Annotated in this window: 10 protein-coding genes; 7 read left to right on the top strand and 3 right to left on the bottom strand. The window is 71.1% G+C overall.

What is annotated here, in order from left to right; genetic code table 11:
• Positions 1-152 precede the first annotated feature (152 nt).
• Positions 153-1,925, top strand: coding sequence for a discoidin domain-containing protein (locus tag A3CE_RS0131290; RefSeq protein ID WP_020644048.1), 1,773 nt, complete (start codon positions 153-155; stop codon positions 1,923-1,925).
• Here the strand turns inward: A3CE_RS0131290 and A3CE_RS0131295 are convergent.
• Positions 1,904-3,148, bottom strand: coding sequence for an MGH1-like glycoside hydrolase domain-containing protein (locus tag A3CE_RS0131295; protein WP_020644049.1), 1,245 nt, complete (start codon positions 3,146-3,148; stop codon positions 1,904-1,906). The two genes, A3CE_RS0131290 and A3CE_RS0131295, sit on opposite strands and share 22 nt — an antisense overlap.
• 51 nt (positions 3,149-3,199) lie before the next feature.
• Here A3CE_RS0131295 and A3CE_RS51915 point away from each other — a divergent pair, with 51 nt between their 5' ends.
• Complete coding sequence (locus A3CE_RS51915; RefSeq protein WP_020644050.1) at positions 3,200-4,381, top strand: ROK family transcriptional regulator; 1,182 nt, start codon at positions 3,200-3,202, stop codon at positions 4,379-4,381.
• A 232-nt stretch (positions 4,382-4,613) separates the two neighbouring features.
• A complete protein-coding gene (locus tag A3CE_RS0131305; RefSeq protein WP_020644051.1) occupies positions 4,614-6,545 on the top strand; it encodes a S53 family peptidase in 1,932 nt (643 codons plus the stop codon).
• A gap of 63 nt (positions 6,546-6,608) precedes the next feature.
• Here A3CE_RS0131305 and A3CE_RS0131310 read toward each other — a convergent pair whose 3' ends face one another.
• Complete coding sequence (locus tag A3CE_RS0131310) at positions 6,609-8,132, bottom strand: sensor histidine kinase (RefSeq protein WP_020644052.1); 1,524 nt, start codon at positions 8,130-8,132, stop codon at positions 6,609-6,611.
• 203 nt (positions 8,133-8,335) lie between these two features.
• Between A3CE_RS0131310 and A3CE_RS0131315 the strand changes: the two genes are divergently transcribed.
• From A3CE_RS0131315 to A3CE_RS0131325, 3 genes are read left to right on the top strand one after another with little or no spacing between them, the layout of a single operon-like run.
• Positions 8,336-9,709, top strand: coding sequence for a purine-cytosine permease family protein (locus A3CE_RS0131315; protein WP_020644053.1), 1,374 nt, complete (start codon positions 8,336-8,338; stop codon positions 9,707-9,709).
• Between the two features lie 44 nt (positions 9,710-9,753).
• Complete coding sequence (locus tag A3CE_RS0131320; RefSeq protein ID WP_020644054.1) at positions 9,754-10,428, top strand: SDR family NAD(P)-dependent oxidoreductase; 675 nt, start codon at positions 9,754-9,756, stop codon at positions 10,426-10,428.
• Positions 10,425-11,441 (top strand): S-adenosylmethionine:tRNA ribosyltransferase-isomerase, encoded by a 1,017-nt coding sequence (locus A3CE_RS0131325; RefSeq protein WP_020644055.1) that lies wholly within the window; start codon positions 10,425-10,427, stop codon positions 11,439-11,441. The genes A3CE_RS0131320 and A3CE_RS0131325 overlap by 4 nt, the downstream gene beginning before the upstream one ends.
• A 126-nt stretch (positions 11,442-11,567) precedes the next feature.
• Here A3CE_RS0131325 and A3CE_RS0131330 read toward each other — a convergent pair whose 3' ends face one another.
• Positions 11,568-11,963, bottom strand: a complete 396-nt coding sequence (locus A3CE_RS0131330) for a hypothetical protein (RefSeq protein ID WP_020644056.1) — start codon at positions 11,961-11,963, stop codon at positions 11,568-11,570.
• A gap of 212 nt (positions 11,964-12,175) precedes the next feature.
• Here A3CE_RS0131330 and A3CE_RS0131335 point away from each other — a divergent pair, with 212 nt between their 5' ends.
• On the top strand, positions 12,176-13,228 hold the full coding sequence (locus A3CE_RS0131335) for an ABC transporter substrate-binding protein (protein ID WP_020644057.1): 1,053 nt from the start codon (positions 12,176-12,178) through the stop codon (positions 13,226-13,228).
• Positions 13,229-13,233 lie beyond the last annotated feature (5 nt).

Here is a 13,233-nt window from a genome sequence, read left to right on the forward strand (position 1 = left end):
CTCTCGTCTCATATATCAGATATTTAACCCGAATGGCGGCCCCTTCGATGTACCGGCCAGCGAAACGCGGCGGAAAGGTCGGATCTAAGTCTTGACCGGGCCGCGACGGCAGGAGTACACCACCGAGTGGACCAGACCACTGGAGGTCGTTCATGTCAGCCAAGTTCCTGCGCCGGGTGCTCGTCGCCGCGGCGTCGATGCTGGTGGTGTCCGGGCTCGTCGCCGCACCGGCGTCGGCCGACCTGCAGAAGCCCTCCCAGCAGTGGCTGCGCGACAGCCAGGCCGGGTTGTTCCTGCACTGGGGCATGCGCACGTCACCCGGCTACACCAGTTGCAGCGCCTGGGAGAAGGCGATCACCGACGGCGGGTGGAGTCCCGCCTACTGGGTCAACGAGGCCAAGAAGCTGCACGCGTCGTACCTCGTGCTCGCCTCCTTCCACAGCCGCCTGGGCTACTCGCGGGCCTGGCCGTCGAAGATCCCCGGCAGCTGTACCACCAAGCGGGACTTCCTCGGCGAGCTGATCGCCGCGGCGAAACCCCAGGGCCTCAAGGTCATCCTCTACATGACCAACGACGCCCAGTGGCACGACGAGGGCGGCCACGAGTGGCTCGACTCGTCCGGCTACTCCAAGTACAAGGGCAAGGACGTCGACCTCGACAGCCAGAGCGGCTTCGGCCAGTTCAGCTACGACAACTTCTTCGAGGTCATGAAGAACTACCCCGACCTCGGCGGGTTCTGGATCGACAACGACAACGCCTACTGGGAGTCCCACGACCTCTACCAGCAGATCTACCAGCAGCGGCCGGACTATCTGCTGAGCAACAACAACGAAGACACGCCGATCATGGACACGATCAGCAACGAGCAGAAGACCGGCATGTCCCCGTCCTACGACTACCCGCAGGCGACGTACACGGCGATGCCGCGGCTCACCGAGGCGTGCTTCAAGCTCCCCGACAGCGGCTCGTGGTGGTACGGCGGCTCCAACTCGTCGGTGAACAAGATGCTCAACATCGGACGTCTGGTGACCAACTCGGGCTCGTCGATCAAGTCCCTGATGGCCGAGACGGCGATGGTGAACGGGAAGTTCCCGTCGAACCAGGAAGCGTTCAACAACTTCGCGAACACCTACCTGGACGCGATCTGGGAGTCCCTCGGCGGCACCGAAGGCGCCGGGTACATGTACGGCGGCATGCAGCCGGGCTTCTGGAACGACGGCGCGCACGGCGTCATCACCATCAAGGGCGAATCGCAGTACGTCCACGTCCTGACCAAACCGTCGACGTCGACGCTGAAGATCCGCGACAACGGCTACCGCGTCCGCCGGGTGACGAACCTCCGCACCGGCGCGGCGATCGCCTTCAGCCAGGGCGGCGGCAGCCTGACCCTGACCGGGCTGTCCGGCTGGGACACCTACGACACGGTGTTCAAGGTGGAGACGTCGGGCCGTACCGGCACCTACGACCCGAAGACCGTGACGCTCAAGGCGAGCGCGTCGGCGAGTGGCCACGGTGGACAGTCCGCCAGCGACGGCGACTACCTCACCTACTTCGACAACGGCAAGACCCTGCCGGTCAACCTCGACTTCGACCTCGGCTCGGCGAAGAAGGTGCAGTACGTCGGGATCAACCAGCGCGAGGACTCGGTCAGCTACGCCCGGTCGGACTCCGAGCAGTCCGCGCGGATCAAGGCGTACAAGGTGTTCGTCTCCAGCGACGGCAAGGACTGGGGCAGCGCGGTGAAGTCCGGGACGCTGCCGAGCCACCGCGGCGTCCAGTTCGCCGACCTCTCCGCGGTGACGGCCCGGTACGTCCGGCTGCAGGTGACCAGCACGTACGCGGCCTCGAGCGACAGCTCGCGGTACAAGCGCCTGCGGATCGACGAGACCTGGCTGGGTTCGGACTACGCGACCGCGGCCGGCTGAGCGAGGAGGTCGACGGTCAGGGCCGCGGTCCAGCTGAAGGACCGCGTGCCGTGGCCGGCGCCGGTCAGCGGGTCGCAGTACTCGGCGAAGTCCGTCCGGGCCGCTGTGTCGGCGAGGTCGTCCGCCAGCCGTGAGGCGAGGGCGTGCTCGCCGTGCCGCAGCAGGCCCTGGCGGACCAGCCAGCCGACGTTGAACCACGACGGCCCGCGCCAGTAGCGGCCCGGGTCGAAGTCCGGGGCCGTCAGGTCGTAGCTCGGGACGCCGTGCACCCGGCCGAGCCGGAAGCGCGGGCCGGTCGCCGTCGCCAGCAGGGCGGGGGCGACCGCCAGGTCCGGCAGCACCAGCGGCAGCAGGCCCGCGCACGTGTACTCGGGGGTCAGCGCGCCGGTCCGGACGTTCCGGGCGAAGAACCAGCCGGAAGTGCTGTCCCACAACGTGTCCTGCAACGCCTTCGCGACGCGTGCCGCGGCCTCGCGATGGGCGGCGGCGGCCGCCGGCAGGCCGAGGATCGCGGCGATCTCGGCCAGCGCCAGCTCGGCGTCGGCCAGCAAGGCGTTGAAGCCCGGGTCCTCCACGACGAAATCGCCGAAGTCCCGGTAGCCGCTGTCCCGGTAGTCCGCGGCGAGCCGCACGTACCGGCCGTAGTCGTCGTCGCTCGGCCGGTCCGCGGCGGCGCCGTGCTGCAGGTCGCGGCGGACGAACCCGGTCGACGGCGTGACGGCCGACAGCGGCCCGTCCCACGCCGGGCTGTTGTCCATCCCCGACTCCCACGGGTGCACGATCGCCACGAGCCCGCGCCCGCCCGCGTCGCGCTGGGTCCGCAGGTACTCGTGCCAGGCCCGCAGCTTCGGGTACAGCGTCGCGAGGAACACGTGGTCGGGTTCGGCCTCGTGCACGGCCAGCACCGCCCGTGCGTGCACCGGCGGCTGGATGAGGCCCGACGTCCGTCCGGCGTGCCAGAAGGACGGGCCGGGGAAGTACGCCTCGGGCGGGGTGTCCGGGTTGAAGAGGATGTGCGGCACGCGGCCGTCGCGCCACTGGGCGGAGAACAGGGTCAGCAGCTCACGCCGCGCGCGCTCGGGGGCCAGGTGGCGCAGGCCGAACGCGATGAAGGCGGAGTCCCAGCTCCACTGGTGGGGGTAGAGCCCCCGCGAAGGCACGGTCGACGAGCCGAGCCAGTTGCCCGCCAGGACGTCGGCGGCGCGCCCCCATGTTACGTTCATATGTCCAATCTATCTCCAACTTATGTCTTGTCAATGAGCAAAAGAGGCTGGATGACGACGCCGACCAGTGCCGGGGAGCTGCTGCGACTGGTCCGTACGGGTGAGGCGACCACGCGGAAGGCGCTCCAGACGCGCAGCGGGCTGTCGCGCTCGACGCTGACCGCGCGTCTCGAGCAGCTCCAGTCGGCGGGCCTGCTCGCCGAGGGAGGCCAGGAGGACTCGACCGGCGGCCGTCCCGCGCGGCAGCTGCGGTTCGACGACCGGCACGCCGTGGTCCTCGCCGCGAGCATCGACACGACGCACGCCGAGGCCGCGCTCACCGACCTGGCGGGACGGCGGCTGGCGCACCGCGCGGGCGCCCTGCGCGTCGCCGACGGCCCGGAGCCCGTGCTCGGCCGGATCGCGGAGTGGTTCGCGGCGATGCTGGCCGAGGCAGACCGGCCGGTCTGCGGCGTGGGCGTCTCCGTGCCGGGCCCGGTCGAGGGCAACCGCGTCAAGCAGCCGCCGATCATGCCCGGCTGGGACGGCTACGCGATCGACGCTCACCTCGGCGCCCGCTTCGGCGTCCCGGTGCTGGCCGACAACGACGCGAACCTGATGGCGCTCGGCGAGCACCGTGCCCGGTACCCGGACACGGCCGCGCTGGTCGTGGTCAAGGTGTCCACCGGGATCGGCGCCGGGCTGGTCCTCGGCGGCGAGGTGTACCGCGGTGTCGACGGCGGGGCGGGCGACATCGGGCACATCCGGCTGCCCGGGTATCCCGAAGCCCGCTGCGCGTGCGGTTCGCTCGGCTGCCTCGCGGCCGTCGCCGGCGGTGGCGCGCTGGCCGCGCGCCTGACGGAGCTGGGCCTGCCGACGACGTCGGGCTCGGGGGTCCGCGACCGCATCGTGGCCGGCGAACCGGCCGCGGTGCGGCTCGCCGAGTTCGCCGGCCGCGAGGTGGGGGAGGTGCTCGCCACCCTGGTCTGCGTGGTCAACCCCGGGGTGCTGGTGATCGCCGGCGACCTCGCCGAGCCGCACTTCGTGGCCGGCGTCCGCGAGGTGCTCTACCGGCGGGCGCTGCCGCGCGCGACGCAGAGCCTGCGCGTCGAAATCGGCGGCCGCGGCGAAGCGATCGGCGGGGCGGTCACCATGGTGGTGGAGGCGGTGTTCGCGCCGGCCGCCGTGGACAGCCGCCTGGCTGGGGTCACTGTTCCGACTGTCCCGAGTGGACGGAGCGACCGACTTTCGTAGGTGGCGTCGGCCGGTCTCGCTTGTTCCGCAATACGGGAGCGAACCGGACGTATCGTACATCGAGGATTATTCCTCGCATTTTCCGTGTGACAAACCGGATTTCCGTACCACCGGTGAATATGCGTCGAGATAACGGTTCCGCAAGTACTTCCCCGCGAGCGGAACGCCGTTCTAGTCTCACCCGGTGTTCCAGGCCCGTTTTCTGGGGGCCGCATTCGAGAGGGAGATTTCTGTGCGAAGAAGCTCCACCCTGCTCCTTTCGCTCGCGGTGGTGGGTGGCCTCACCGCCGCCCTGCCGGCGACGGCGTCGGCGCAGGGGCGTCAGGACATTCCGCAGTCGCACCCGTTGTGGGCGAACGCGCAGGCGAAGGTCGCCGACACCGCGCCCGCGGCGAAGCTGAGCTTCCGGGTTTACCTGAACCAGCGCGACAACGCCGGTGCCGAGGCGCTGGCCCAGGCCGTTTCCGACCCGGACAGCCCGACCTACCGGCAATTCCTGAACCCCGATCAGGTGCGTGACCGGTTCGCCGCCAGTGACGCGACCGTGAACGCCGTGAAGTCGTGGCTGACCGGCAACGGCTTCAGCATCGGCGAGGTGCCGTCGAACCGCGCCTACGTCGAAGCCACCGGCACCGCCGGCCAGACGGAGCAGGCGTTCGCCGTCGACCTGGGCAAGTACCGGGTCAAGGGCCAGACGCTGCGTGCCGCCGACAAGAACCTGTCGGTGCCCGCGAACCTGGCCGGCGACGTGCTCGGCGTCGTCGGCGTCGACCAGGCGACCAACCTGTTCAAGCCGGACCACGCGACCGGCTCGGGTACGCCGTCGGACGTCCCGCCCGGCCCCGGGTTCCGCAACGCGCGGCCGTGCAGTGCCTACTACGGCGAGAAGATCGACACCACCGATCCCGCCTACAACGGCAAGCAGCTGCCGTACGCGCCCTGCGGCTACACCCCGGCGCAGCTGCGTTCGGCCTACGGCGTCGACAAGGTCGGCGCCGACGGCAAGGGCACCACGATCGCCATCGTGGACGCGTTCGCCTCGCCGACCATCTACTCGGACGCGAGCACGTACGCGAAGAAGAACGACCCGCAGCACCCGCTGAAGCAGAGCCAGTTCAAGCAGCACGTCTTCCCGGCGAACCCGGTCCTCGAGCCGCCGGACCAGTGCGACGCGGCGGGCTGGTACGGCGAGGAGACCCTCGACGTCGAGGCCGCCCACGGTCTCGCGCCGGGCGCCGACATCCTGTACGTCGGCGGGGAGTCCTGCGAGGACAACGCCCTCGACGTGGCGCTGAACTACGTGATCGCCGGCCACAAGGCCGACATCGTGTCGAACTCCTACGGCGACACCGGCGAGGACATCCCGGCCGACGAGGTCAAGGTGTTCAACCAGATCTCGCTGCAGGCGGTGCTCGAAGGCATCGGCGTCTACTTCTCCTCGGGCGACAACGGTGACGAGGTCGCGCGCCTCGGCACGCCGTCGCCGGACTTCTCCGCCTCCGCGCCGTGGATCACCGCGGTCGGCGGCACGTCCATCGCGATCGGCAAGGACGGCAAGCGGATCTTCGAGACCGGCTGGGAGACCAGCAAGTCGCTGCTGACCAACGGCGTCTACGGCCCGGCCAACTACACCAGCGGTTCCGGTGGTGGCACGAGCCGGCTGTTCCCGCAGCCCTTCTACCAGAAGGGCGTCGTGCCGGACGCGCTGGCGAAGAAGAACCAGACCGGCAACAACAAGGGCCGCGTCGTCCCGGACATCTCCGCGGTCGGCGACCCGAACACCGGCTTCCTGGTCGGCCAGACGCAGACCTTCCCGGACGGCGCCTACTACGACCAGTACCGGATCGGCGGCACGAGCCTCGCGTCGCCGGTGTTCGCCGGCATCATGGCGGTGGCCGACAGCTTCGACCACTTCCACCACGGCTTCATCAACCCCGTGATCTACAAGCTGACCTCCCGTACCCCGGCGATCAGCGACGTGAAGCACGTGGACGCCGCCGTGGCTCGTGTCGACTACGCGAACGCCGTCGACGCTTCGGCCGGCCTGCTCCACTCGGTCCGCACCCTGGACTACCAGGGCCTGACCATCCACACCACCCCCGGCTACGACGACGTGACCGGCCTCGGCACGCCCAACGGCTGGCTGTTCCTGCTGCTCGTCTAGTCCCAAGTAGTCCCAAGTCCGTGAAGGCCACCTTCAGGAACTACAAGTTCCTGAAGGTGGCCTTCACGGCTTTCCGGCCAGGGGGATCACCGCGCACACGGTGGTGCCGTCCGGGCCGCTTCGCACCCCGAGCTCGCCGCCGAGGGCCTGGACCCGGTCGCGCAGCCCGGCGAGTCCCGTGCCGCCCTCGACGTCCGCGCCGCCCGCGCCCCGGTCCGTCACCTCCACCCGCAGCTCGGCGCCCGCCACCGCGATCCGGACGTCGACGCGGTCGGTCTGGGCGTGCTTGAGGGCGTTCGTCAACGCCTCCGACGTCACGAAGTACGCCGTCGCCTCCACCGCCGCGTCGAGGCGCGGCACGGTGCCGACCGACAGCCCCACCTCCATCGGGATGCGGGCGGCCAGCGACCGGACCGCCGCGGCCAGGCCCGCTTCGGTGAGGATCGCCGGCCGGATGCCGCGCGCCAGCTCCCGCAGTTCGGTGATCGCCGTCTGCAGCTCGTCGACCGCGCCGCCGATCAGGGCCCGGACCTCGGTGGGCAGCTCGGCGCCGTACCGGCGGTCCGCCAGCCGCAGCAGCAGCACGACGCTGACCAGCCGCTGCTGGGCGCCGTCGTGCAGGTCCCGCTCCAGACGGCGGCGCTCCTCGTCGCCCGCCGCGACCAGCCGCGCCCGCGACGCCCGCACCTCGGCCAGCCGCTGCTCCAGCTCGGCGGTGAGCCGCTGGTTGTCCAGCACCAGCCCGGCCGCGGCGTCGAGCGCGTCGATCGACCGGCTGTCCTTCCACACCTCGTCGTCCTGCACCAGCGCGGCCAGCCCGGTGCCGTCGCGTTCCAGCAGCAGCCGGAGCATCTCGGCGTTGCCGACCCGGGCGCGCAGCACCCCGAACAGGAACGCCAGGGGCCACAGGCAGAACAGGATCCGGTACGCCTGCAGCAGCGGCTCGGAAAGCGGGTTCCCGTCGCCGAGTGCCGTGCCCACGCCGGACGTCAGCGCGCCGGACAACGCGATGGCGATCACCGGCGACAGCAGCCGCCGCTGCGGCAGCCGCCCGGTCAGCCACCGGTAGAGCAGCACGACGACCACACCGGCGCTGGTCGCCGTCGCGACGAAGTCCAGCACGCGGTGGGCGAAGGCGCCATCGGCCGCGGCGGACGAGATCGCCACCAGGTTGCGCGGGTCGTCGTCGGCCAGCAGGCCGGCCACGCCCGAGCCGAGTACCACCAGGTAGGCCGCGGCCACGAGCAGGCGTTCCCACCGCGACCGGAGCCGTCCGTGCGGGAACGCGAGCACGAGGTGCGCGATCACCGGGCTGGACGCGGCGCGCAGCGGTACGGCGATCGTGTACAGCAGCGGGTTCCGCGTGAACTGCAGGTCTTCGAGGAACAGCGCGAGGCCGACGAGCGCGATGAGCACGCCGATCGGGTTCGCCGGCCGTCGCACGTGCGCGACCGCGCCCGCGAGCAGGAACAGGAACCCGGTCGTGGTGCTGAGCGCGGTGTCGAGCGCGGAGTGGGTGCCCTCGGCCGCCTTCAGCGTCAGCGCGGTGACGCCGAGCGCGAAACCGGCGGTCAGCAGGCCGGTCATCACGAGTGTCCGGGGGTGCTGCACCGCAACCACGCAACCCCTCCCGGTGTGCTTCGCGGACGCGCGCTCGGGCAGCCGGGTGGCACCTGGCGGGATCGGGCGGCGTTCCGGCAACGGCTAACCATGATTCGCCCGTTCGGGCCGTCGCGTTACACCGGGCGGCCGCGCTTTAGGGTGAACAGGGTTCGGACGGGAGGCAGGACATGAGCGGACGCGGTCTGGACGCCGAGGTCTTCGGCGGGCGGATGCCCACCGGCGGGCGGGATCTGGCGATCGAAACCCACGGCATCAGGCCGGTCCCGGAGGACAACCGCTTCGGGCGTCCGTGGCGGCTGTTCAGCGTGTGGTTCGCGCCCAACCTGACGATGACGGCCGTGTTCACCGGCACCCTCGCCGCGACGCTCGGCCTGGGCTTCTGGACGGGGCTGGCCGCGATGCTCGCCGGCACTGTCCTCGGCTCGCTGCCGGTCGCGTACCTGTCCACCTGGGGCCCGCGCACCGGCACCGGGCAGCTGCCGCTCGCCCGGCTGCCGTTCGGCGGCGGGGTGGTGCTGCCGGGGCTGGTGCAGTGGCTCGGCTCGATCGCCTGGGACGCGCTGGTCGGCCTGTTCGGCGGCGAGGCCCTCGCGGAGCTGACCGGGCTGCCGTTCTGGGTGGCGGTGCTGATCGTGCTGGTGCTGCAGTGCGCCCTCGGCGTCTTCGGCTACGCCCTGATCCACCGCGTCCAGGCGGTGATGAGCGTGCTGCTGGTGCTCGCGTTCGCCGCGCTGGCGGTGAAAGTCCTTTCCGGACACCCGATCGCCACCGCGGACACCGCGTCCGGCGCCGACCTGGCGGGCGGCGTCGTGCTGTTCACGACGATCACGTTGTCGCTGGCGATCTCGTGGGCGCCCTACGCGTCGGACTTCAGCCGCTACCTGCCGCACCGGACGTCGTCGCGGTCGGTCTTCTGGGCGACGCTGCTCGGGCTGACGGCGTCGTACGCGATCGGCGAAGGTCTCGGGCTCGCGTTGGGGACGTCGCTGGGCGACCAGACGGCGAAGGGCGTCGCGGACCTGCTCGGCGGCGGGTTCCTGGGTGCGCTGGCGCTGGCGGTGATCGCGCTGGCGGCGGTGTCGTCGAACGCGATGAACGACTACAGCGGCTCGCTGGCCCTGCAGACCGTGGGCGTCCGGCTGCGGCGCCCGGTGTCGGCGGTGGTCGTCACCGTGCTCGCGTTCGCGCTGATCCTCTGGATGCACAGCGGCGAGCTCGCGGCGAAGTTCCAGAACGTGCTCCTGTTCGTCAGCTACTGGATCCCGCCGTTCCTCGGCGTCGTCGTCCCGGACTGGCTCGCGCGGACCCGCGGCGGGCGCCGGGTGGACGTCCTGGCTTCGGTCCCCGTCCGCCCCTGGGCGGCGGTGGTGGCGTTCGTGGCTGGCTTCGGCGCGGCGGTGCCGTTCATGAACACGTCCCTCTACACCGGACCGGTCGCCGCGGCCCTGCACGGCGCCGACCTCGCGTACTACGTCGGGCTCGTCGTTTCGCCGGCAGCGTATTTCCTGCTTCGCGGCCGGTCTCCGGTTGACCTCGAGTAATGTAGAGGTTTCACGATGGTGTGGTACCCCTCGAAGGAGGAACCATGCCCACCGCACTGATCACCGGGGCGTCCGCCGGTCTGGGCCGCGCGCTCGCGGCGGCCCTGGTGAGTCGCCAGTGGACGGTCGTCGGCGACGGCCGGGACGCGGCCGCGCTGGATTCGGCGGCTCGCGAGATCGGCTTCACCGCCGTCTCCGGCGACGTCGCCGACCCGGCCCACCGCGCCGCACTGGCTGCTGTCGCCGGCGCCGAGCTCGACCTGCTCGTCAACAACGCCAGCTCGCTCGGCGTCAGCCCGCTGCCGCCGCTGGCGCGGTATCCCTTGGCGGAGCTGGAAAACGTCTACCGCGTGAACGTCTTCGCGCCGCTCGCGCTGACCCAGCTGCTGCTGCCCGCCTTGACGGCGGCGCGGGGCATCGTGATCGGCATCAGCTCGGACGCCGCCGTCGAGCCGTACGAAGGCTGGGGCGGCTACGGCTCCGCGAAGGCGGCGCTAGACCAGCTCACCGCCGTCCTCGGCGTGGAACAGCCGGACCTGGCCGTGTACGCGGTCGACCCGGGCGACCTGCGCACGGCGATGCACCAGCGCGCGTTCCCCGGCGAGGACATCTCGGACCGGCCGCTGCCGTCGTCCGCGGTCCCGGCGTTCCTCAGGCTGCTCGACGAGCGCCCACCCAGCGGCCGCTATCGCGCGGCCGACCTCCTGGCGGCGGGATGAACGTCCGGTTCGAGCTGCCGGACGAGCTGTCGGCGTCGGCGCCGCCGGAAGCTCGCGGCCTGGCGCGCGACGAAGTCCGCCTGCTGGTCGCCTCGCCGTCGGGCGTGCACCACACGGTGTTCGCTTCGCTGGGCGAGCACCTGCGGCCGGGTGACCTGCTGGTGGTCAACACGTCCGGAACCCTCCCGGCGGCGGTCGACGCCATCCGCGGCGGACGTCCGGTCGTCGTCCACTTCTCGACGTCACTCGACGACGGTTCGTGGGTGGTCGAGCTGCGCGCCCCGGGCGGCCCGCTGCTCGACGGCCGGCCGGGGGAGCACCTGGAGCTGCCCAGGGGCGCGTCACTGACGTTGCTGGCGCCGGCCGCCCCGGGGGACCGGCGGCTGTGGCGGGCGGAGGTGGCGGTCGAGGGACCGGTCCCGGGGTTCCTGGCGGCGGCCGGCCGCCCGATCCGCTACGGCTACGTCCCCCGGGCGTGGCCGCTCGCGGACTACCAGACGGTGTTCGCCCGCGAGCCGGGCAGCGCGGAGATGCCCTCGGCGGCCCGCCCGTTCACGACGGAGCTGGTGACACGCCTGGTCACCGACGGAGTGCTGTTCGCGCCGCTGCTGCTGCACACCGGGGTGTCGTCCCCGGAGGCGGGCGAGCCACCCCAGCCGGAGCGGTTCCGCGTACCGCCCCCGACGGCGGCGCTGGTCGCCTGGGTCCGCGCCCGCGGCGGCCGGGTGATAGCGGTGGGCACGACAGCGGCCCGAGCCCTGGAGTCGGCGGCCTCCGCGCACGGCATGGTCCGGGCGGCCGAGGGCTGGACGAACCTGGTGCTGGGCCCGGACCGCCCGGCCAGGGTGGCGGACGGCATCATCACGGGCCTGCACGCGCCGGACGCGTCCCACCTGCTGTTACTGCAAGCGGTGACGGGCGCGGAGGTGGTCCAGCGCGCGTACGACGCGGCGGTGGAGGAGCGGTACCTGTGGCACGAATTCGGCGACGTCTCGCTCCTGCTTCGCCGCTGAGTCCGGTCGTGGGAGGCCTGCGCGAGCACGCGAAAGGCAGCTGCTGTGGTGTCTTGAATGACTCATTCAGGTCTTCCGAGGTCCTGAATGAGTCATTCAAGACACCACGGCAGCTACAACTCTGTCCTACTGGCGCGCCTCGGCGTTCTGCCGGTGGGACCGGTACAGCCCGGCCCCCACCACGGCCGCGATGCCCAGGCCCACGCCGCTGACGATCGAAGCCACCAGGCTTGCCGTGCCGGTGGCCAGGCCGAAGCCGCCGCCCACGTAGACCGGGATGCTCACCGCCACCGGCAGCCAGTTGCGCAGTGCGAACGCGCGGTCCGACGCCATCCACAGCACCAGGGCCACCGCCGCCCCGGTGACGACCGGGATCGCCCAGACGACCACGCCCGTCACCGCGTCCATGCCGAGTGACCGGAGCCACTCGAACGACGCCTGGCCCAGCCCGATGAACAGCACGAACAGCGCCACGCGGACGCCTGCGGCCCCCTGGCCGCGTCGCTGTGCGGTGCTCGTCATGTCTTCCCTCCCGAATCGGTGGTCATCCTTTACCACGTTCGGGTGACGCGAGCGGTTGTCCGTGCCGGCGACTTTCTTCGAAGACGGCCTGTAAGCGCCCCGGCCGCCGATGTCAAGAAATCTCACCAGGATTCCCGGGATGCGGATGGCTATGCGCCTGAGTGGGTGACCGTGCGAACCTCGCCCCGACACCGACGAAAGGCGATGCTGACGTGCGCACCTCCCGGAGAACCCTGGCCTCGGCGTTGGCCGCCCTGACCGTCGTGGGCCTGCTCGCGGGCTGTTCGCGCGCCGACAGCAGCGCCGCGCCGGCCGCGAACCAGGGGGCCGCCGGCGAGGTCCGGGTCGGGTTCTTCCCCAACGTCACGCACGCGCCCGCGCTGATCGGCGTCAAGAAGGACTTCTTCAAGAACGAGCTCGGCTCGACCAAGCTCACCACCCAGACCTTCAACGCCGGCCCCGAAGAGGTCAACGCCCTGCTGGGCGGCTCCCTCGACGTCGCTTTCATCGGCTCCGGCCCGGCGATCAACGCCTTCACCAAGTCCAAGGGCGCCATCCAGCTGGTCTCCGGCGCCGTTTCGGGTGGCGCGCAGCTGGTCGTCAAACCGGACATCACCAGCGTCGAGGGGCTCAAGGGCAAGAACATCGCGACCCCGCAGCTGGCCAACACCCAGGACGTCGCGCTCAAGAAGTTTCTCGCCGGCAAGCAGCTGACCGGCCAGGTCAAGATCACCAACCTCGACAACCCGAAGACGCTCGACGCCTTCAAGAAGGGCGAGGTCGACGGCGGCTGGCTGCCCGAGCCGTGGGCGTCGCGGCTGGTCCTCGACGCCGGCGCGAAGGTCCTGGTCGACGAGAAGACGCTGTGGCCGGGCGGCCGCTTCCCGAGCACCGTCGTCATCGTGCGCAGCGAGTTCCTGCAGCAGCACCCGGACACCGTCCGCGCGCTCCTCAAGGGCCAGCTGGCCGCGATCGACTGGGCGAAGGCCAACCCGGCGGAGGCGAAGACCGTGGTCAACGGCGCACTCAAGGAGCTGGCCGGCAGTACCCTGAGTGCGGCGGTCCTGGACCGTGCGTTCTCCGGCATCGAGCTGACCACCGACCCCATCGCCGCCGAATTCCCGCAGCTCGCGCAGGACTCGGTGACGGCCGGCGTGGTGAAATCGGCAGTGGCGCTGAAGGGCTTCGCCGACTTCGGCCCGCTGAACGAGGTGCTCAAGGCGCAGAACCTGCCCGCCGTCGTAGCTCCCGAACTGACCAAGTGAGAGGC

The organism is Amycolatopsis balhimycina FH 1894 (genome assembly GCF_000384295.1).
GTDB classification, from domain to species: domain Bacteria; phylum Actinomycetota; class Actinomycetes; order Mycobacteriales; family Pseudonocardiaceae; genus Amycolatopsis; species Amycolatopsis balhimycina.

Bases quoted from the DNA above. Each gene is read 5' to 3' on its own strand.
- A3CE_RS0131290 (WP_020644048.1), top strand. From the start codon at position 153: ATGTCAGCCAAGTTCCTGCGCCGGGTGCTCGTCGCCGCGGCGTCGATG.
- A3CE_RS0131295 (WP_020644049.1), bottom strand. From the start codon at position 3,148: ATGAACGTAACATGGGGGCGCGCCGCCGACGTCCTGGCGGGCAACTGG.
- A3CE_RS51915 (WP_020644050.1), top strand. From the start codon at position 3,200: ATGACGACGCCGACCAGTGCCGGGGAGCTGCTGCGACTGGTCCGTACG.
- A3CE_RS0131310 (WP_020644052.1), bottom strand. From the start codon at position 8,132: ATGACCGGCCTGCTGACCGCCGGTTTCGCGCTCGGCGTCACCGCGCTG.
- A3CE_RS0131315 (WP_020644053.1), top strand. From the start codon at position 8,336: ATGAGCGGACGCGGTCTGGACGCCGAGGTCTTCGGCGGGCGGATGCCC.
- A3CE_RS0131320 (WP_020644054.1), top strand. From the start codon at position 9,754: ATGCCCACCGCACTGATCACCGGGGCGTCCGCCGGTCTGGGCCGCGCG.
- A3CE_RS0131325 (WP_020644055.1), top strand. From the start codon at position 10,425: ATGAACGTCCGGTTCGAGCTGCCGGACGAGCTGTCGGCGTCGGCGCCG.
- A3CE_RS0131330 (WP_020644056.1), bottom strand. From the start codon at position 11,963: ATGACGAGCACCGCACAGCGACGCGGCCAGGGGGCCGCAGGCGTCCGC.